The 18,121-nt window shown below is 64.1% G+C and carries 18 protein-coding genes; 8 read left to right on the top strand and 10 right to left on the bottom strand.

What is annotated here, in order from left to right; all coding sequences use genetic code 11:
• The first annotated feature begins 86 nt into the window (after positions 1 to 86).
• The gene (locus V6K60_RS01790; RefSeq protein WP_332448798.1) at positions 87 to 560 is read left to right on the top strand and encodes a universal stress protein; all 474 of its coding nucleotides are present in this window, start codon (positions 87 to 89) and stop codon (positions 558 to 560) included.
• Between the two features lie 36 nt (positions 561 to 596).
• Here the strand turns inward: V6K60_RS01790 and V6K60_RS01795 are convergent, their stop codons facing one another.
• The 8 genes from V6K60_RS01795 to V6K60_RS01830 form a co-directional block, all read right to left on the bottom strand.
• A complete protein-coding gene (locus tag V6K60_RS01795; RefSeq protein ID WP_332448799.1) occupies positions 597 to 1,181 on the bottom strand; it encodes a PH domain-containing protein in 585 nt (194 codons plus the stop codon).
• Positions 1,182 to 1,196: 15 nt separating this feature from the next.
• Positions 1,197 to 1,676, bottom strand: coding sequence for a GNAT family N-acetyltransferase (locus V6K60_RS01800; protein WP_332448800.1), 480 nt, complete (start codon positions 1,674 to 1,676; stop codon positions 1,197 to 1,199).
• A gap of 79 nt (positions 1,677 to 1,755) precedes the next feature.
• Complete coding sequence (locus tag V6K60_RS01805; RefSeq protein WP_332448801.1) at positions 1,756 to 1,956, bottom strand: hypothetical protein; 201 nt, start codon at positions 1,954 to 1,956, stop codon at positions 1,756 to 1,758.
• 97 nt (positions 1,957 to 2,053) lie between these two features.
• Positions 2,054 to 2,422: a tautomerase family protein gene (locus V6K60_RS01810; RefSeq protein WP_332448802.1), complete on the bottom strand. Its 369-nt coding sequence runs from the start codon at positions 2,420 to 2,422 to the stop codon at positions 2,054 to 2,056.
• A gap of 91 nt (positions 2,423 to 2,513) precedes the next feature.
• Positions 2,514 to 3,680 (bottom strand): nitrogenase component 1, encoded by a 1,167-nt coding sequence (locus V6K60_RS01815; RefSeq protein ID WP_332448803.1) that lies wholly within the window; start codon positions 3,678 to 3,680, stop codon positions 2,514 to 2,516.
• A 75-nt stretch (positions 3,681 to 3,755) separates the two neighbouring features.
• Positions 3,756 to 4,877 carry an isocitrate/isopropylmalate dehydrogenase family protein gene (locus V6K60_RS01820; RefSeq protein WP_332448804.1) on the bottom strand — a complete coding sequence of 374 codons (1,122 nt, stop codon included), beginning with the start codon at positions 4,875 to 4,877 and terminating at the stop codon, positions 3,756 to 3,758.
• On the bottom strand, positions 4,862 to 5,353 hold the full coding sequence (locus V6K60_RS01825) for a 3-isopropylmalate dehydratase small subunit (protein ID WP_332448805.1): 492 nt from the start codon (positions 5,351 to 5,353) through the stop codon (positions 4,862 to 4,864). Before V6K60_RS01825 ends, V6K60_RS01820 begins: the two co-directional genes overlap by 16 nt.
• Positions 5,354 to 5,357: 4 nt before the next feature.
• The gene (locus V6K60_RS01830; protein ID WP_332448806.1) at positions 5,358 to 6,611 is read right to left on the bottom strand and encodes a 3-isopropylmalate dehydratase large subunit; all 1,254 of its coding nucleotides are present in this window, start codon (positions 6,609 to 6,611) and stop codon (positions 5,358 to 5,360) included.
• A 144-nt stretch (positions 6,612 to 6,755) separates the two neighbouring features.
• Here V6K60_RS01830 and mutS point away from each other — a divergent pair, with 144 nt between their 5' ends.
• The 3 genes from mutS to V6K60_RS01845 all read left to right on the top strand — a co-directional run bounded on the left by mutS (position 6,756) and on the right by V6K60_RS01845 (position 11,470).
• A complete protein-coding gene (gene mutS / locus V6K60_RS01835; protein WP_332448807.1) occupies positions 6,756 to 9,377 on the top strand; it encodes a DNA mismatch repair protein MutS in 2,622 nt (873 codons plus the stop codon).
• Entirely contained in the window at positions 9,374 to 11,128 is a 1,755-nt protein-coding gene (gene mutL / locus V6K60_RS01840) for a DNA mismatch repair endonuclease MutL (protein ID WP_332448808.1), read from the top strand. Before mutS ends, mutL begins: the two co-directional genes overlap by 4 nt.
• Before the next feature lie 177 nt (positions 11,129 to 11,305).
• Entirely contained in the window at positions 11,306 to 11,470 is a 165-nt protein-coding gene (locus V6K60_RS01845; RefSeq protein ID WP_332448809.1) for a hypothetical protein, read from the top strand.
• A gap of 279 nt (positions 11,471 to 11,749) precedes the next feature.
• Here V6K60_RS01845 and V6K60_RS01850 read toward each other — a convergent pair whose 3' ends face one another.
• Together V6K60_RS01850 and V6K60_RS01855 are read right to left on the bottom strand one after the other, a co-directional pair.
• Complete coding sequence (locus tag V6K60_RS01850; protein ID WP_332448810.1) at positions 11,750 to 12,352, bottom strand: hypothetical protein; 603 nt, start codon at positions 12,350 to 12,352, stop codon at positions 11,750 to 11,752.
• 44 nt (positions 12,353 to 12,396) lie between these two features.
• Positions 12,397 to 13,992 carry a bifunctional metallophosphatase/5'-nucleotidase gene (locus V6K60_RS01855; protein WP_332448811.1) on the bottom strand — a complete coding sequence of 532 codons (1,596 nt, stop codon included), beginning with the start codon at positions 13,990 to 13,992 and terminating at the stop codon, positions 12,397 to 12,399.
• Between the two features lie 434 nt (positions 13,993 to 14,426).
• Here V6K60_RS01855 and V6K60_RS01860 point away from each other — a divergent pair, with 434 nt between their 5' ends.
• The 4 genes from V6K60_RS01860 to V6K60_RS01875 are packed head-to-tail and all read left to right on the top strand — an operon-like array spanning position 14,427 to position 18,086.
• On the top strand, positions 14,427 to 15,536 hold the full coding sequence (locus V6K60_RS01860) for an ABC transporter substrate-binding protein (protein ID WP_332448812.1): 1,110 nt from the start codon (positions 14,427 to 14,429) through the stop codon (positions 15,534 to 15,536).
• Positions 15,533 to 16,648: a FecCD family ABC transporter permease gene (locus tag V6K60_RS01865; RefSeq protein ID WP_332448813.1), complete on the top strand. Its 1,116-nt coding sequence runs from the start codon at positions 15,533 to 15,535 to the stop codon at positions 16,646 to 16,648. The genes V6K60_RS01860 and V6K60_RS01865 overlap by 4 nt, the downstream gene beginning before the upstream one ends.
• A 2-nt stretch (positions 16,649 to 16,650) precedes the next feature.
• Entirely contained in the window at positions 16,651 to 17,448 is a 798-nt protein-coding gene (locus V6K60_RS01870) for an ABC transporter ATP-binding protein (protein ID WP_332448814.1), read from the top strand.
• Entirely contained in the window at positions 17,445 to 18,086 is a 642-nt protein-coding gene (locus tag V6K60_RS01875) for a class I SAM-dependent methyltransferase (RefSeq protein WP_332448815.1), read from the top strand. The genes V6K60_RS01870 and V6K60_RS01875 overlap by 4 nt, the downstream gene beginning before the upstream one ends.
• The last annotated feature ends 35 nt before the right edge of the window (positions 18,087 to 18,121 follow it).

Consider the following 18,121-nt stretch of genomic DNA (forward strand, 5'->3'; position numbering starts at 1 on the left):
CCAACCTCGACACCCGGCCAGCAGCCCCCACAACGCCATTTAAATACCTGGCCCACAGAGAACCTCATCAAGGAGAGTGCTAGAGTATGTTCAAACGCATCCTATTCCCAACGGACTTTTCAAAACCATCCATGAAGGCGCTGGACTACATCCCCACCCTGAAGGAAGCGGGAACCCAGGAGGTGGTCCTCGTCCACGTTCTCGATCCAAGGGAGATCACGCTGATCGCCTCGGGAGGGCAGGGGTTCCTCGGAACCGTGCCCGACCGGGAGAGCGAGGCCCAGCGGCGACAGCGGGAAGAGATCCAGCACCACATCATCGACGTCCGCCGGAGACTCGAGAAGCAGGGCATGCAGGTGACCGTCAGTACGCCCGTCGGCACGCCGGGAGCGGCGATCGTGGCCGAGGCGGACGCAACGGGGGTCTCACTCATCGTCATCGGTTCGCACGGCAGCTCGAACATCCGCGACCGCCTCCTCGGGACGGTCTCAGAGTACGTGATCAAGAACGCCCGCCAGCCAGTCCTGGTCATCAAGCGGGACACGGTCGTCGAAAAGTAGAACTCGCCTCTTCCCCGACAGACCGGAATATCCCTTTTATTTTTCCTGTCGGCTCTCCAGCAAGGCCCGGATCGCCCGCAACTCTTCCACGACCGCATCGGTCGTCGGCACCTCTTCCGGCGCACCCTCGACCGCAACCGGAGCGGTCCTCCGCACGAAGTTCATGATCTTCTCCTGGAGGTCCTTCGGGTCCTCGATCCCATTGAGGATGATCTCCGCCTGAGCCTGGGCAGAGTAACCCGCGGTCTGCACCCGGACCGCCGAGAAGGAGAAGAACCGCATCAGGGGACCCTGGATGATATCGACGTTCGTGATCCGGTTGTAGGGGACGATCCCCGTCTGCCGGAACCAGACCCCCCGCTGCCAGGTGATCTCGGTGACGGTGAGCCGGTAAACGATGCTCTCGTAGTAGAGGGGTATCCAGTAGGCGACGAAGGCGATGATGGCAAGGGTCGGCAGTGCAATGGCAAGAGCAACCGCTGCCGGGCTGAAGACGACGACGGGGATGAACCAGGGCAGGACGAAGAGGACGACAGCCAGAACCAGAGAAGCGTAGAGATACGACCGGAACCGCAGCACCGGTTTGAACGCCTCTCCTATACGGAGCGGGATGAGGGGCATGATATCACACTAATATCAGCCCGAATAGATTAAGCCTTCTCGACCGGAGAGGTCCCTCCGGAGGATGAGGCGATCGGTCCCCTCGCCGAAGTAGGACGGGCAGAAATCCGCCTCACGGAACCCATGCTTCTCATAGAGCGCGCGGGCGGCGTGGTTCTCCGGCGCAACCGAGAGGTAGATCTCCGCCGCCCCACGCTCCCGGAGGCGGTCGGTGACCTCAGCGATGAGGCGCTCCCCGAACCCCCGGCGCCGGTGCTCTCCCGAGACTACCAGCCGGATGACCCACCCGGACTCCTGCCGGTGCTGCACGAGGGCCCCGATGGTGTAGCCGACGATCCTCCCAGCGCACTCCGCGACCAGGAACGTATCGGTGAAGAGGACGCCGGCCTGCCGGATGAAGACCTCCGGCTTGCAGCCTCCCGGGCTGTTCTCCCGCTCGATGGTGCAGACTGCAGGATAGTCTTCGCCGCAGTATCCCCTGACGATCAGGTCCATACCCATCTATTCGTCACGATGCGTAAAAAAAGAGGCGACAGCCCCGGGTTCTCATGTGCCGGAGCATACCGGGAGAGGTTTACTTCTTGCCTGCCAGCATATCGCGCGCCATCTTGTAGGTCTCGATCTTATATTGCATAATCTCGATCCGCTGCTGTTTCATCTTGATCTTGGCCTCGATCATCCGGATCGTCAGTTGCCGCATCTGGTCCTCGTCAAGATGCTCGTACATCTTCTCAAGGAGCATACCGTGGTGGGCGGGTCCGCCATAATGTGTCATACCATAACCCCCTCTATCGGTCTGTCATGGAGACAGGCCGGCCCCCCATGCTCACCGGGGTCATAAAAATCTTATGGTAAGCACGGTTACCCTGCGCTCAACGGGGGGTCATGAATGCTCCGCCGTGTTCGGCCCAGTTCTCGGCGGGTGGTTCGTAGAGGACGATACAGACGTCATCGGGGTGGACCCCCGCATCACATACGAGGTGCTCCACGATCGCCCGGTAGAGCGCTTCCTTTCTCTCGACGCTCCTCCCCGGCATAAGGGATATCTCGATCAGGACCGCGTCGGCGGACCGGCCGGGAGGCATGGGAAAGTTCTCCTCTTTTCGCTCGCAGAGCCGGATCCAGAGGGCGGCCTCCGGGGTCTGGAGCGCGTCCACGAAAGCCTCACGGAGGCTTTCGATGAGCGATTGCCGGTAAGCGACGGACTTCCCGGTACGGATCTCGATCTTGACAAGCGGCATTGTGGCTAACTCCCACGGCAGCCGGAGATCCGGGCGAATCCCCGGATCCCCGGTATGAGTGCTCTGTCACCGGGAGTAATAACGCTTCGCTTCAGGAGAGGTCTACGCTCTCGCTCTCCGGGCGCCGATTCCGGTTGATGCAGGCGTTGAGCACCTCGTCCATCAACCAGAGCGCCCCTTCGATCCCGACCAGGGTGCGGGAGGAGAGGAGAACCCTGCCCCGGAGCGGCGATGTCAGCCCGACGAAGGCGGCGCGGGGATCGATCGCACGCTCATAGGAGGAGCCGAGGATCAGGTCCGGCTCGGTGTTCCGGATCCTGTCCCGGACGACCGAGAGGTCGGTCGTCTGCACGAGAGCGCCGCTCCCTGCACCGGAGTCGTTCCGGGCCGCGATACAGGCGATATCGGCGCCGAGATACCGGTCGAGGAGGTCTGCGGCAAACGCGGCATACGAACCCCAGGCAGCGATCGCCACCCGGGGCGGGTCGAACCTGCGGAGGTACTTCTCGCAGGCCCTCGTGATCCGGGCGTCGGTCCACGCGATCTCCTCTGCGATCGGCCGGGCATCGACCCCATCGACCTCTGCGGCAAGCGCCTGAAACGTCTCCCCGATGGCGTCGAGTCCAAGGAGCGAGCCGCACGCCATCCCGACGCCGCTTGCAAGGTCCGGGTTCGTGCCGACAGTGAAGGGTGCCGCACGATGGACCGCATCGTAGCGGTCGAGGCAGAACGTGGCGGCGACCGGCGCCCCGGCGAGGTTGAGCAGCCGCCGTGCCTCGATGGCGTTCCCCCGGCAGAAGGGGTCGGTGCGGCAGATGCCGTCGATGTTGACGCCGGCGGCATCGGGGTCCACCTCCGGCGCGATCACGGCGAGCGCCCGACAGTAGCCGGCCTCGAAGTCACCAAGGAACCCCGGGCTGTCGACGATGAGGACCTGCCCGTCGCTTGCCAGAGCGCCGATATCCTCGCCCATGATAGCGGGCACGCAGGTGTTGACCACGGCTATCCGGGGGTAGCGGTCCTCGAGTTCCCGGATCACCTCCGCGAGGCGCGACTCCGTCCCGAAGATGATCTCGTTCTCGACGAGGAACGTCCCGTGAATGGGGACCCCGACGAGAGACGCAGGGTAGAAGTAGCAGCCGCTCGAACCGTGGACGACGACGGCGAGGTCTTCGAACCCCGAAAGACAGGCAACCGCCCCGGTCATCGCACAGGGCCAGAGGGGGTTTTCGCACGGCGTATGCTGGTCGTTTTGCATCGGTCTAGAAGGTTTTGGCGGTGCGGGAATATAAAAGACAGTCTTCCGAAAAAGACCGGAAGGAGGGCTACCGCCCTACACTGTCCGGACAAGCGTTGCGAGATACTGCCCGACCTCGCTCGTCTTCTTTGCGCCGCCCATATCCCGGGTCACGTAGCCGTCGAGGATGCTCCTCTCGATCGCCCGGAGGACGGCGTCTGCCGCCTCGTGCTCGCCGATGTGGTCGAGGAGCATCGAGCCAGCCCAGACGGTTGCAAGCGGGTTTGCGACATCCTGACCCCGGTACTTCGGCGCGGAGCCGTGGATCGGCTCAAACATCGAGGTGCCCGCGGGGTTGATGTTTCCGCCAGGGGCAAGCCCGAGCCCGCCCTGGATCATGGCGCCGAGGTCGGTGATGATGTCGCCGAACATGTTCGGCGTGACGACGACGTCAAACCACTCGGGGTTCTTGACGAACCACATCGTGACGGCGTCGACGAAGTTGAACTCCGTCTTGACGTCAGGGTAGCCGGCGGCGACCTCGTTAAAGACGTCCCGCCAGAGGCCGTAGACGTCGGAGAGGACGTTTGCCTTGTCGACCGACGTGACCTTTTTGTGACGTCTTGCGGCCATATCGAAGGCGTAGCGGATCGCCCGCCCCGCGCCCTCCCGGGTGACGACGCCGATCTGGTAGGCGAGTTCGTCGGCGTCGGTCTCGACGTCGAGGCCGAACTTGACGTTGTAGATGTCGCGGACGACCTCGAGGGTCTTTTGCTCGCGTCGACCGGCAAACCGCGAACCGATCCCGACGTAGAAGTCCTCGGTGTTCTCCCGGACGACCACGAAGTCGATATCCTCCGGGCGCTTGTTTGCGAGTGGTGTCAGAACCCCGTCGAGGAGTTTGATCGGTCTGAGGTTGATGAACTGGTCGAAGTGGAACCGGATCGCAAGCAGAATGCCCTTCTCGAGGATCCCGGGCTTCACCCGGTCGTCGCCGATGGCCCCGAAGTAGATGGCTTTGAATTTCGAGAGTTCCCGGATATCCTCCTCGGTGAGGAGCTCGCCTGTCGCGAGGTAGCGCTCCGCGCCGATATCAAAGTCAGTCCACGCGATATCGAACCCGTATCGTTCGCCCGCGGCATCAAGGACCTCTCTCCCCGCCGCGACGATCTCGGGGCCGATCCCGTCTCCCCCGATGGCGGCTACTCGATGTTGCATGTCTTCACCTCATCCAACTCTTTTGCATAGGCTACGAGGCCGCCGGCCTCGATGATCTCCTTCATGAACCCGGGCACCGTCTCGACGGGGAGGTGCTTGCCGTTCACCTCAATGTGGCCCCCGGCGATATTCACCGTCACGGCATCGCCCTCCCGGATGGTATCGGCCCCGGGGCAGACCAGGGGCAGGAGCCCGGTGTTAACGGCGTTCCGGTAGAAGATCCGCGCAAAGGACTCTGCGACCACGACCCTGATACCGGCGCCGAGGAGCGCGAGCGGTGCATGCTCCCGCGAGGAGCCGCACCCGAAGTTGGTGCCCCCGACGACGATGTCGTCCTCCCGCACCTCTCTTGCAAACTCGTCCCTTGTCCCTTCGAAGACGTGCTTCGCCAGTTCCGCCGGATCGTAGATCGTCAGAAACCGCCCGGGGATGATCGCATCCGTATCGATATCGTTGCCGAACTTCCAGACTCGCATGAGTTTACACCTCCCTCGGGTCGGTGATCTCACCGTAGAGGGCGCTTGCCGCCGCCGTCGCCGGCGAGGCGAGGTAGACCGATGCCTGAGCGCTCCCCTGACGGCCCCGGAAGTTCCGGTTCGACGTCGAGAGCGAGACCTCGCCGGGGGCAAGGAGCCCGAACGCCCCACCCATGCAGGGGCCGCAGCACGGCGCTTCCACAAGGGCTCCGGCCTCGACGAACTGCTCGATGAGACCGGCCTTGAGGGATTTGAGATACTCCGTCCGCGAGGCCGGGATGACGATCACCCGGACGCCGTCGGCGAAGCGGTCGGCGGTCCCGAGCACCTCCGCCGCCTCGGCCAGATCCTCGTAGCGCCCGTTGGTACAGGAGCCGATGAAGACCTGGTCGACCTTCGTCCCCGCGACGTCCGTGACATCCACGACGTTGTCGACGTTGTGGGGGACGGCGACCTTTGGAGCGAGGTCGGTGACGTCGTACTGCCGGCGCTCCCGGTAGGCTGCATCAGGATCGCCCGCAAGGTCGAACGGCTCGATCGTGCGGCGCGCACCGACATAGTCCCAGGTGGCTGCATCCACCTCGACGATCCCGGCCTTCGCCCCCATCTCGATCGCCATGTTCGCGCAGGTCATCCGGCCCGCCATATTCATATCGTGCATGGCCCGGCCGGTGAACTCAAGCGCCATGTAGGTCGCGCCGTCGGCGCCGATATCGCCTGCGAGCGAGAGGATCAGGTCTTTTGGACCGACCCTCCGACCGAACGACCCGTTCACCTCGATGCGGATGCTCTCGGGCACCCGGAAGTAGAGCGCCCCGAACTTCAGGACGAACCCCATATCGGTCGAGCCGATGCCGGTCGCAAACGCTCCTGCCGCGCCGTAGGTGCAGGTGTGGGAGTCGGTGCCGACGATGATCTCCCCCGGTGCCGCCCGGCCCTTCTCCATCACGACCTGGTGGCAGACGCCCTCGAGGAGGTCGTAGTTGTAGATTCCCTGCTCCTTCGCGAACTGCCGCATGAAGACGTGGTTCTCGGCAGCGGGGATCGAGTCGGCGGGTACCTGGTGGTCGAAGAGCATGATGATCCGCTCAGGATCATAGACGTGCTCTCCACCCATCTCACGGAAGACCCGGACCGCGAGCGGGCCGGTGATGTCGTGGATCATCGCCGCATCCACGGGTGCCATCACTACCTCTCCCGCGCGGACAGCCCTGCCGCACCGTTGCGAAAATATCTTTTCTGCGATAGTCGCCGACATAACGTATCATCTTCTTGTACGTGTTCTGGATGTATCTAGTTTGCCGGGACCTCCCCGGGGGGTGCAGCAGATCGGAGCCCGTTCCGGCCGAATTTTGGGGCAGTAGCATTATGTGGCTCCGTGCGGAATCTATAAGGAGAAACGATGACCGACGGACCAACCCCGGCGATGCGGCAGTACTACTCGGTGAAGGCCCGGTACCCCGATGCCGTCATCTTCTTCCGCATGGGAGATTTCTTCGAGACCTTCGGGGAGGACGCCGGCGTGGTGGCCCGGGAACTCGATATCACCCTGACGGCCCGGGGCAAGGACAAGAACGGCGACCGGATGCCGCTTGCGGGCGTCCCCTATCACGCCGTCGACGGCTACATCGCCCGCCTGGTAGGGAAGGGCTACAAGGTAGTGATCTGCGACCAGGTGGAGGACCCGAAGACCGCGAAAGGCGTGGTGAAGCGCGAGGTCACGAGGGTGATCACCCCGGGGACGCTGATCGACTCGGCGATGCTCGGCTCCGCCGGGGCCCACTACCTCATGGCGGTCGCCCCCGACCGGAAGGATACCTTCGGCCTCGCGTTCCTGGACGTCTCGACCGGCGAGTTCTTTGTCTCCTCAGGGAGCGGGGAGCGGGAGTACGCCGATATCATCTCGGAGACGGTCAGGTACCGCCCGACGGAGGTGATCGTCCCGGAGAGCCTGGCCGATGCGCTCCCCGGCAGGCTTGAGGCCCTCGGGGTGACGGTGAGCCGGTATCGCGACGACGCCTTCGCGTTCGACGCGGCCTCTGAACACCTCTGCGAACAGTTCGGGACGGCGACGCTCGACGGTTACGGGTGCGCCGGGATGACGGGGGGCGTTGCTGCGGCCGGAGCGGCGCTCCGCTACGCCCAGGAGACCCAGCACTCACCCCTCTCCCACATATCGGGGCTTGCAACGAGGAACCCGTCGGGGAACATGGTGCTCGACGCGATCACTCTCAGGAACCTCGAGATCACGACGGGTATCAAGGGCCTCGCCGACGAGAACACGCTTCTTGCCACGCTCGACGTCACGGAGACCTCGATGGGGAGCCGGACGATGCGATCGCTCCTGATCAGCCCGCTGCTCGAAAAGGAGGCGATCGAGAAGAGGCTAGATGCGGTGGAGTGGCTCACCAGCCACGCGCTCGACCGGCAGGCGCTTCGGAGAGCCCTCGGAGATTTCGCAGATATCGAGCGGATCGCGGGAAGGATCGCCTACGGGAACGCCGGCCCCCGGGATCTCGCGACGCTGAAGGAGTCCCTGTGCGCGATCCCCGAACTCAAGTCGCTCCTCTCCGGTGATCTCCCGGCGCTCGTCAGCGAGGCCCTCGACGCGATGAGCGACCATGCCTCCGTCAGGGACCTCGTCGGGCGGGCGATCGTGGACGAACCCCCGGCGCGCGCGGTGACCGGCGGGATGATCCGCGATGGATTCAACGCCAAACTCGACGAACTCCGGCACCTCGCGACGTCCGGGAAAGACTGGATCGCGGAGTTCCAGCAGCAGGAGCGGGAGAGGACCGGTATCAAGTCGCTCAAGGTCGGGTACAACCGGATCTTCGGCTACTACATCGAGGTGACGAGACCGAACCTCGCCCTGGTTCCGCCGGAGTACGAGCGGAGGCAGACGACCGCGAACGGCGAGCGCTACACGATACCCGACCTCAAGGAGAAAGAGGCGATGATCGCGACCGCCGAGGAGCGGCTTGGCGCCCTCGAGGCGGAGATCTACGCCGAACTCGTCCGGACGCTCGCGGCGGACGTCCCCGACCTCCAGACGACCGCACGTGCCGTGGGGCTGCTCGACGTCTATTCGGCCCTCGCCGAGGTCGCCGCCCGGTACGGCTACTCCCGCCCGACGATCGAGGAGAGCGGCCGGATCGTCATCCGCGACGGGCGCCACCCGGTGGTTGAACGGCACCTCCCGGTGCCGTTTGTCCCGAACGACACCGATCTCGATGCCGCCGGCGACCAGATCACGATCATCACCGGGGCGAACATGGCGGGCAAGTCCACCTACATGCGGGCAGTGGCACTCTGCTGCATCATGGCCCAGATGGGGAGTTTCGTCCCGGCACGCCACGCGACGGTGGGGATCGTGGACCGGGTCTTCACCCGGGTGGGGGCGTTCGACGACCTCGCCTCCGGGCAGTCCACGTTCATGGTCGAGATGCTGGAACTCGCAAACATCCTGAACAACGCAACGCCGAAAAGCCTCGTGATCCTCGACGAGATCGGGCGGGGAACGAGCACGCTCGACGGGTGCGCGATCGCCCGGGCGGTGGTGGAGTTCCTGCACGGGAAGGCGGTCTCCGGCCCCAGGACGCTCTTTGCGACCCATTTCCACGACCTGGTCGACCTCGAAGGCTCGCTCAAGCGGGTGAAGAACTTCCACTTCGCCGTGAAGGATACCGGGACCGACGTCGTCTTCCTCCGGAAGATCATCCCCGGCGCGACCGACAAAAGTTACGGCGTCCACGTGGCGCACCTTGCCGGTATCCCGAAGAAGGTGACCGACCGGGCGATGGCACTCTTAAAGGAGGCATCGGTGCGGGAGAACCCCGGTGGGCCGCGGGCTCCCCGCTACACCCAGATGCTCCTCGTCGACCCCGGCGAGGGGGTCGACGAGGAGAACCCGGCGGTCAGGGAACTTGCGGCCCTGAACCCGGACGAGATGACGCCGATCGAGGCATTGAACGCCCTCTGCCGGTTGAAACGGCTTGCAAACGGGGACGGTGGTGAGCGATGACGAAGATACAGGTCCTCGACCCCGAGACAGTGAACCAGATCGCCGCTGGCGAGGTCGTGGAACGGCCCGCATCGGTGGTGAAGGAACTCCTGGAGAACGCGATCGATGCGGGCGCAACGAGCATCCTCATCGACGTCGCCTCGGACCTCGCCGGGATCACGAAGATACGGGTGACCGACAACGGCGAGGGCATGACGCCGGAGGAGGCGGTCCTCGCGTTCCATCCCCACGCGACGAGCAAGATCCGGGACATCGCCGATCTTTCCGCCATCAAGACCCTCGGGTTCCGGGGAGAAGCGCTCGCAACCATCGCTGCCGTCGCAGAGGTGACCCTGGTCACCCGCCCCCGGGGGGCCGCGGCGCTCGCCGGGGCACGGATCGTCGTCAGGGGCGGCGAGGTCGTGGAGAAGAGCGAAGTGGGTGCGCCGGAGGGGACGACGGTCGTCGTAGAGCGCCTCTTCTACAACACCCCCGCCCGCCGGAAGTTCTTGAAGAGCAGGAACACCGAACTCGCCCACATCTACGCCGTTGTGGAGAACCTGGCCCTCGCCCACGGTGACGTCGCCTTCCGGGTGGTGCATAACGGGAAGGAGCGGATGGGGACCCAGCGGTCGGGGGGACTCCTGAACGCTGTCGCGGGGCTCTACGGGGCAGACCTCGCCCGGGCGCTCATCTCGGTCGAGGGGAGGCTCCCCTTCCTCGCTATCCGCGGCTACGTCTCCCGCCCGTCGGAGAGCAGGGGGAACCCATCACAGGTCGTCATCAGCATCAACGGCCGGAGTATCACCTCCCGGCAGATCGCCGCCGCCATCCGGGAGGGCTACGGCACCCTCCTCCCGAAGGACCGTTACCCGGTGGCGTTCATCGACATTTCGATCGAGACCGGCCTTGTGGACGTCAACGTCCACCCAACCAAACGGGAGGTCCGCCTCTCCCGGGAGCCCGAGATCCTCGCGGCGGTCACGGCAGCCGTGGCGGAGGCGCTCGTCGGGCACGATCTCGCCCGTGACGTACCGGCCGAGCCGGTGCAGCAGCAGATCGTCGTGCCTGAGCCGGGGCCGGAACCGAGACCGGCGGTCGGCGAGGTCGAAGCGTCCTACACGGCACGACACCGGGAACTCGCCCTCTCGGATAAGCAACTCCGCCGGACGGAGGGCACGGGCGCGGAGAACCTCCTCCCGGCCATGGAGCCGGTCGGCCAGGTGGCGGCGACCTACATCGTGGCGGAAGGGGCCGACGGCACCCTCTACCTCGTCGACCAGCACGCGGCCCACGAGCGCGTCCTCTACGACCAGGTCACGGAGCAGCGCGATGCCGGAGCCGGGTCGCAGGAGTTGATCATACCCGTCGTCCTCTCGCTCCCGCCAAAGGAGTCCGCCGCGCTCCGGGACGCGATTCCTCTGCTCACAGGGGAAGGGTTCGTCATGGAGGAGTTCGGCCGGGACACCTTCGCCGTCCGGGCGGTGCCTGCCGCCCTCGGTGCAGTCGAAGACCCGGAGACCGTCAGGGAGACGATCGCCGACTTCCTCGCCGGCGAGTCCCGGACCGCGCCCGACCGACGGGAGGCGGTCACCTGCATCGTTGCCTGCAGGGGGGCGGTGAAGGCCGGCGCCCGGCTCACCCACGACCAGCAGAAGCGCCTCCTCGCACAACTCGCCCGGACAAAGACCCCCTGGACGTGCCCGCACGGGAGGCCGACGGTGGTGGCATTTGATAAGAGGAGACTCGACGGGATATTCAGGCGGAGATAAGGGGCAGGGCTCACTCGATACGAACCACCGCATTAAATCAGTCATTCCCCTATTTTACTGAGAATCTGGCGTTCAAGGAGCAAAATGCCGTATCAAAATGGATTTATTCTCAGTAGATCAGAATGGTTGCATGTCACAGTGGGGACACACCCGCTGCAGGCGACAGGATTGAATCACATGACATTACTCCAGCAGATCCGTCTCTGGATGAGGACCAGGAGCGAAGGAAACCAGTATCACGACTGTGAGAACGACTCAGTCATCGAACCCTACTTTGATATCTCTCCCGAAGCGATCCTCTCTCCAGATACCCCCGAGATCACGCCGGAGGAGATCGAGTGATGGGGACCTCCCATAAAACGCCCTACCGAACTTATCACCTCTAACCAGGAATATCTCCATCACTTTTTTATTACAACTTTTTTATTACACGGATACGGAGGGCTGTTCCCGGTACGACCGACCCGGTGCCCGCATCACCGGACCGGTAGAGTTCAAGCGGATGCGCCGCACGAAGACGAGGCAACCTGCCCCCTTCCCCGTCGCCGGAGACCACACGACGCATAACCCGGGAAAGTGGAGGGCAACGGCTAGAAAACGGCGCGGCCGGGAAAAAATGGGTCAGAGGAACCGGAACGACTCTGCCGCCGGAGCCGCGTCAACATTGTAGAGGTCATACTCTACGGGGAAGACCGTGTGCATGACCGAGTATATCCGGTCATCCCTGAGGGCGTAGCGGATGACGAAGTCGTAGCGGTCTTCCTCGACTATGGGGACGGAGAAGACCGACCTGTATGCCGGGACACCATCAAGCGAGATCCGTTCCGTGGATACCCATTCGGCCCCGATATCGGCGCGGAGATCCTTCGCATAGGTCGCGTTCAGTGCTCCAAGGACCCTCTCCGTCTCTTCCTGGTCCGAGAGCGGGGCCACGGTAACACGGACCTCCTCGTGCTTCACCGGTGAGGAGAACCATACGCTCTCGCCGGACTCGGTGAAGAACCATCCCTCCGGGCAGGTGAGCGCGTAGCCGTAGGTGATGTTGAGATACGTGCCGTTCGCCGGGACCGGCGCCGGAGTAGGCGTCGGGACGAATGTGGGCTCGCCCGGAGTGGGGTCAGGCCCGGAGGGCTCTCGCGAGGAGAGCCCCGGGAGTGTGACCGCGATCAGCGCGATCAGCGCGACCGCAAGAACCCCGGTGAGCAGGAGTCTCTGTGCCTTCATGGTTATCCGGGTAGGTGGCCCGGGATATCATAAATACCCATCAGTCACGTCGCGTTGACGACCGTGATCCTTCCTTCGACCGCCGGGGCTACCGGGGAGGCCTCGCGCAGGTACTCGAGGACCGGGTCGATATCGGAGACCTCGAGCGCGGTCACGACCCCCTCCTTGCATACGTCGTAGCCGTCCCCGCCACCGGCGGTGAACTCGCTCATCACCACCCGGTAGGTACGGTTCTCATCGAGGGGCGCCACCGTGCCGCCGGAGGTTATCGAGACGGTTTTGACACGATCGCCCGGGTGGACCACCTGCGGCGTGCCGTTGCCGTCGTAGGTCACGGTATACGGCGTCGCCCCTGCATCGATGGTGCAGGCAAGACCGCCCACCTGCAGGAACCCGCCCGAAGGGACTCCGCTCGTCTCCTCCGAGAGGGCTGCAGCGGAGACTTCCAGTGCCTGCTGAACCTGCCTGCCCGTCAGGTTGACGACAACAAGCTGGTTCCCGAAGGGGAGGATCGTCTCCAGGTCCTCGCCGGAGAGCGGACCGGCCGGAAGGATGGTGTCCCCGCGGATGCTGCCGCCGTTGACGAACGCGATCTCCGCTCCCGGCAGCGCTGCCCGCCAGGCGTCGGCGATCAGGTTGCCTGCCGCCGCCTCGCCGCACCGGACCGTGCTCCTCCGGAGGTCGAGGGACGCTGCAAGTGTCCCGACCGTCCCGCCGGCGGCGCTCTGCTCGAGGGGGTAGAGGGCAAGGAGGGCATCCACCGCCGGGTCCGCGGGGGTGGTGTTGTCAAGGAAGACCCACTCCCACGACGGGTCCTCGATCCCCCCTCCGGCATAGGTGAACCGGAAGACGCCAAGGCGTTCTCCTCGCGTCCCACCGCTGACGATGACGGTCTCCCAGCCACCGGGCCCCTCCACCGTCTCGTTGACGTAGATATGGTCGTGCCCGCCGACGATCAGGTCGATGCCCGCGACCGAGCGGGCGACCTCGCGGTCAAGTTCCGCCCCGGTGTGGGTGAGGGCGATCACGATCTCCGCCCCCTGTTCCCGGAGTTCCGCCGTCGCCCGGGCGGCAACCCCTGTGACGTCGGGGTCGACCGCGACCCCGTCGCCGGGCCGGGAGAGCCGGGCAAGGTCGGGCGTCATCAGCCCGAAGACACCCACCTTCACTCCGGCGGCGTCGAGGACCACCGAGGGCTGCACCGCCCCGGCGGGGACGAGGTTTGCAGAGACGACCGGGTATCCGGCGTGACGGGTCGCGTTCCAGTAGGTGGCCGCGCCGTAGTCGAACTCATGGTTTCCGGGGCAGGCGGCGTCGTAGCCGGCGAGGGTCATCGCCCGCAGTTCGGGCTCGCCCCCAAACCTGCTGTAGAGCGGCCCGGTGAGGTCGTCGCCGGCCGAGAGGAGGAGCGCACCGTCTGCGGTGGCCCCAATCGCCGCGGATGTCGCAGCGATTCGCGAGAGTCCGCCGACCAGGGACCCGGTCTCGTTTTGGTACGGCTCCGCCTGGCCGTGCAGGTCCGACGTGAAGATCACCACGAGGTCGAGAGAAGGGTCCTCCGCCCCGTCCGGGAGCAGGACGAAGGCCCCTCCGGCAACGACGGCGATGATGACGACGAAAAACAGATTGCGGGGTATCATTGCCTGGAGTTTCGTATTCCGGGGATATATTGGCTCTGGTTGCAGGCGAGAGGCTCCAGATTCATCTCATGCCCATACGCTGCTTGCGTACCATCCTGCCCGAAGTATACCTTTCCAGAACAGGGTGCCCGTCCCCTGCTGGCACAGCCAGTACAGCGTTCCGGATCCGACGCTCGCATGAGTCCCCTCACCGGCCCGACCGGGGACGGCCAAAGATTTCCGGACCGGAGCGAGAAATGAAGGCGGATATTGGTGATACAACCATTCTAAGCATTTTTGACCCATTTTCAACAAGGATCAGCCATGTTAACGCATTATAATTAACCCCATCTCGAAAGGCAATGGTTTTCTCCATGAGGATGAAAAATCTCACCAATTCGGCGGGTCGTCCAGAAGATCGACCTGTTTCCGCCGAACGCTAGTATACAGGTGTAATGATGACAAAGACCAGTTACGTGCTCTGTGCACTCATCATCGCAGCCGGCATCCTCTGTTGCGGCTGCACCACGACAACACCGGCCTCCACGGCCGAAACACGGACGATCACCGATATGGCAGGGAACCAGATCACACTCCCCGCTAGCGGAGCAACGTTTGGTATCTTCGGCGGTCCCATCAGCCAGGTGCCTTACCTCCTTGGAGCGAACGAGAGCGTCACTGCAGTCACAAAAGGGCCGCAGATGATGGAGATGATGCAGCAGATGGACCCGGGCATTGCCAGCAAACCAGCGCCGCGGACGACAAACGGCAATGTGAACATCGAGCAACTCCTGGTCACCAACCCCGACTGCGTCATCGCCTTCGACGTCGACGGCGAGATCGTGGAGTCGCAAACAGACATCCCGGTCATCTACCTCTCCGGGACCATGAGCGACGGGTTCGATGAGATGCGGCAGGAGATCGTCTTCATGGGCGAGGTCTTCCAGAGACCTGAACGGGCCCAGGCCTACATCGATTACCTGGATGAGACCCTCGCGTTCCTCCAGAATCGTACCGCGGACATCCCCGAGGATGAGCGGGTCACTGTCTTCCTGGGCGAAGGCGTAAGCCACCTCCAGACACTCGGGGGCGACACGTTCTTCACCGAGTGGACCGAGGCCGCGGGATGCAGAAACGCCGTCGCCGCCATCGAGACCACCCAGGGCCAGCAGGAAGGGATGCACACCGGCATCAATGAGGTCTCGATGGAGCAGGTCCTTGCCGTCGACCCCGGCCTCATCATCATCGATACCAGCAGCCCCGCCGAGCTCGCGAACGACAACCGCTGGAAGGAACTCACCGCCGTCAAAGAAGGCAGGGTTTACAAGCAACCGACCGGGCTCTTCCTCTGGAGCCGCCCGTCCGCCGAGTCCGCCGTCCTCTACCCGGTCTGGCTTGCGTATAAGGCTTACCCCGACCGCTTCGCCGACGTCCCGCTCACCGACCGTGTGAAGGACTTCTACAACGAGATCTTCGAGTTCCCCATCACTGATGCGCAGGCGCAGAAGGTCATCGACGGCGCCTACGGAAGCGTGACGTTCGGTCAGGTGCAGCAGTCCGGATGAGACCGAAGACGATAGACGCCAAAAGTGCGTATACCGACGGTGGAGGAGCACCGGTGGCCAGGACGGCAACGACCGGACCGGGTCAGGCTGACGGCCGGGGCTGGGGAGAACAGCACCCCGGCACCGTTCTGGTCTTCCTCCTCGCCGTGCTCGGGATCGTTGCGTTTGCCGCCCTGATGCTCGGGCGGTATATAATCCCGCCGGAGACGGTGGCAGCGGTGATCCTGAGTTCGGTCCTCCCGATCGAGGAGACCTGGTCCTCGACGGCAGCCAGTGCCGTCGTGAACGTCAGGATCCCCCGGATCATCGCCGGACTGCTCGTCGGAGCCGGCCTCGCCATCAGCGGGGCCTCGTTCCAGGGAATGTTCCGGAACCCCTTAGTCTCTTCGCAGATCCTTGGCGTGGCCTCGGGAGCGGGTTTTGGGGCGGCGATCGGCATCCTCCTCTTCGACAGCCTTGTCGTCGTCCAGATCCTCTCGTTCGTCTTCGGCCTCCTCGCCGTGGGGATGGCCTACGGCCTCAGCCGGGTCAGGAGCACGACCCCAATCCTGATGCTCGTTCTCTCGGGTATCGTGATCTCATCGCTCTTCTCGGCCCTCACCTCAATGGTGAAGTACGTGGCTGACCCGATGAACAAGATGCCGGCGATCGTCTTCTGGCTGCTGGGGTCGCTCAACCACGTCTCGACACCGGACCTGCTGGTCCTCGGTCCGATCATAGCGGTCTCAATCCTGGGGCTGCTTGCCGTCCGATGGCGGATAAACGTCCTCACCATGGGCGATGAAGAGGCACGGGCGCTCGGGGTGAACACCGAACGTTTGAAACTGATCATCATCCTCCTCGCGACGGTGATCACCGCTGCGGCGGTCTGCATGAGCGGGATCATCGGGTGGATCGGGCTTGTCATACCACATATGGGGCGGATGCTCGTCGGACCGGACAACCGCTACCTTCTGCCGGTCTCAGTGCTTCTCGGCGGGGCATTCCTGGTCGCGGTCGACACCGTTGCGAGGACGGCAGCCCCCGCGGAGATCCCGATCGGCATCCTGACAGCGGTCATCGGAGCGCCGATCTTTGCGATCCTGCTCCGGCGGAACAGCACGGGGTGGTAAGCATGGGGAGCAGCATCAGCGTAGAGGATATAGCGTTCAGTTATCCAGGGGGAGCGGCCGTCTTTACGGGTATCACGCTCCCCGTTGAGGAAGGAAGTGTCTTCTCCCTCCTCGGCCCGAACGGCACCGGGAAGTCCACGCTCCTCAAGTGCATGGCCGGACTCATCGCCCCCTCGCACGGCCGCGTCCTCCTGGACGGCCGGGATATTGGAGGGATGCAGCCGCACGAGATTGCCCGCCGGGTCGGGTTTGTCCCCCAGACACAGGTCTCGCCGTTCCCGTTCCGGGTCAGGGATATTGTCCTGATGGGCAGGGCACCTCACCTCAGCCCCTTTGCAGCTCCATCACCACAGGATGAGACCGTTGCGGCCGATGCTCTTGACCGGGTCGGGGTCTCGCATCTCGCCGACCGGCCATGCACCGCGATCAGCGGTGGCGAATGGCAACTGGTCCTGATCGCCCGGGCGATCGCGCAGCGTCCGGGTGTTCTCCTCCTCGACGAGCCGACGTCGCACCTGGACCTCGGCAACCAGATGCGGGTGCTCGACGTCATCAGGGGGCTCGCCGAAGACGGAATCACCATCATCGTTGCGACGCATTTCCCGGATCACGCTCTCCTGACATCGAGCAGAGTCGCAATCCTGAAAGACCAGAGAATTCTTGCCGTGGGGCCTCCGGACGACGTTATCCGTGAGGACACCATGCGCCAGGCCTACGGCGTGGAAGTTAGGATCATGCACCTTGATGATCCGTTCAACCGGCGGATCTGCGTACCCGTGGCAGGAAGAGGGATACCATGACAGAGAGATCACACGAACCGTTTGCCGGCAAAGGGGCCGGGAGTATGGATGCCATCGCGAAGGGGCCTTTTGCGCCGATATATCCGGTCATCGCCCGGCAGGCCATCGATGCCTGCGGCATTACCGAGGGCAGATGCGTCGATATCGGGTGCGGGCCCGGGCACCTTGCGATGGCGCTCGGGGCCGCAAGCAATCTCAGTATCGACGCTCTTGACTCATCAAACGACATGCTTGCGATTGCACGGCAGAATATCCAGGAAGCCGGGCTCACCGACCGGATACACCCGGTCTGCGGCGACGTTCACGACCTCCCCTACGATGACAACGCCATCGGCCTGATCGTGAGCCGTGGCTCGTTCTTCTTCTGGGATGACCGCGTCCGGGCATTCCAGGAGATCTATCGGGTGCTCCGGCCGGGCGGGAGGACGTTCGTCGGCGGTGGGTTCGGGACTCCTGCTCTGAAGGCGGAGATTACGGAGAAGATGCGGGTCATCGACCCGGAGTGGGAGGTGAAGGCCGCAGAGCGGCTTGCCCCGAAGAACAGGGACGCCATCCGCCGAGACCTTGAGATGACGGGAATCTCTGCCTATGAGGTCCACGAGGGCGAAGCCGGGTTCTGGATCATCATGCGGAAGTGATCGAGGGATGCGATGCACCATATGTGAGGTCGGAT

The sequence above is a fragment of the Methanoculleus sp. genome, assembly GCF_036677455.1.
Classification (GTDB): Archaea; Halobacteriota; Methanomicrobia; order Methanomicrobiales; family Methanoculleaceae; genus Methanoculleus.

Excerpts from the sequence above, each read along its gene's own strand:
- V6K60_RS01800 (WP_332448800.1), bottom strand. The coding sequence starts at position 1,676 with ATGGACCTGATCGTCAGGGGATACTGCGGCGAAGACTATCCTGCAGTC.
- V6K60_RS01870 (WP_332448814.1), top strand. The coding sequence starts at position 16,651 with ATGGGGAGCAGCATCAGCGTAGAGGATATAGCGTTCAGTTATCCAGGG.
- V6K60_RS01795 (WP_332448799.1), bottom strand. The coding sequence starts at position 1,181 with ATGCCCCTCATCCCGCTCCGTATAGGAGAGGCGTTCAAACCGGTGCTG.
- V6K60_RS01855 (WP_332448811.1), bottom strand. The coding sequence starts at position 13,992 with ATGATACCCCGCAATCTGTTTTTCGTCGTCATCATCGCCGTCGTTGCC.
- V6K60_RS01845 (WP_332448809.1), top strand. The coding sequence starts at position 11,306 with ATGACATTACTCCAGCAGATCCGTCTCTGGATGAGGACCAGGAGCGAA.
- V6K60_RS01820 (WP_332448804.1), bottom strand. The coding sequence starts at position 4,877 with ATGCAACATCGAGTAGCCGCCATCGGGGGAGACGGGATCGGCCCCGAG.
- mutS (WP_332448807.1), top strand. The coding sequence starts at position 6,756 with ATGACCGACGGACCAACCCCGGCGATGCGGCAGTACTACTCGGTGAAG.
- V6K60_RS01860 (WP_332448812.1), top strand. The coding sequence starts at position 14,427 with ATGATGACAAAGACCAGTTACGTGCTCTGTGCACTCATCATCGCAGCC.
- mutL (WP_332448808.1), top strand. The coding sequence starts at position 9,374 with ATGACGAAGATACAGGTCCTCGACCCCGAGACAGTGAACCAGATCGCC.
- V6K60_RS01815 (WP_332448803.1), bottom strand. The coding sequence starts at position 3,680 with ATGCAAAACGACCAGCATACGCCGTGCGAAAACCCCCTCTGGCCCTGT.
- V6K60_RS01805 (WP_332448801.1), bottom strand. The coding sequence starts at position 1,956 with ATGACACATTATGGCGGACCCGCCCACCACGGTATGCTCCTTGAGAAG.
- V6K60_RS01830 (WP_332448806.1), bottom strand. The coding sequence starts at position 6,611 with ATGTCGGCGACTATCGCAGAAAAGATATTTTCGCAACGGTGCGGCAGG.
- V6K60_RS01865 (WP_332448813.1), top strand. The coding sequence starts at position 15,533 with ATGAGACCGAAGACGATAGACGCCAAAAGTGCGTATACCGACGGTGGA.
- V6K60_RS01810 (WP_332448802.1), bottom strand. The coding sequence starts at position 2,422 with ATGCCGCTTGTCAAGATCGAGATCCGTACCGGGAAGTCCGTCGCTTAC.
- V6K60_RS01875 (WP_332448815.1), top strand. The coding sequence starts at position 17,445 with ATGACAGAGAGATCACACGAACCGTTTGCCGGCAAAGGGGCCGGGAGT.
- V6K60_RS01790 (WP_332448798.1), top strand. The coding sequence starts at position 87 with ATGTTCAAACGCATCCTATTCCCAACGGACTTTTCAAAACCATCCATG.
- V6K60_RS01825 (WP_332448805.1), bottom strand. The coding sequence starts at position 5,353 with ATGCGAGTCTGGAAGTTCGGCAACGATATCGATACGGATGCGATCATC.
- V6K60_RS01850 (WP_332448810.1), bottom strand. The coding sequence starts at position 12,352 with ATGAAGGCACAGAGACTCCTGCTCACCGGGGTTCTTGCGGTCGCGCTG.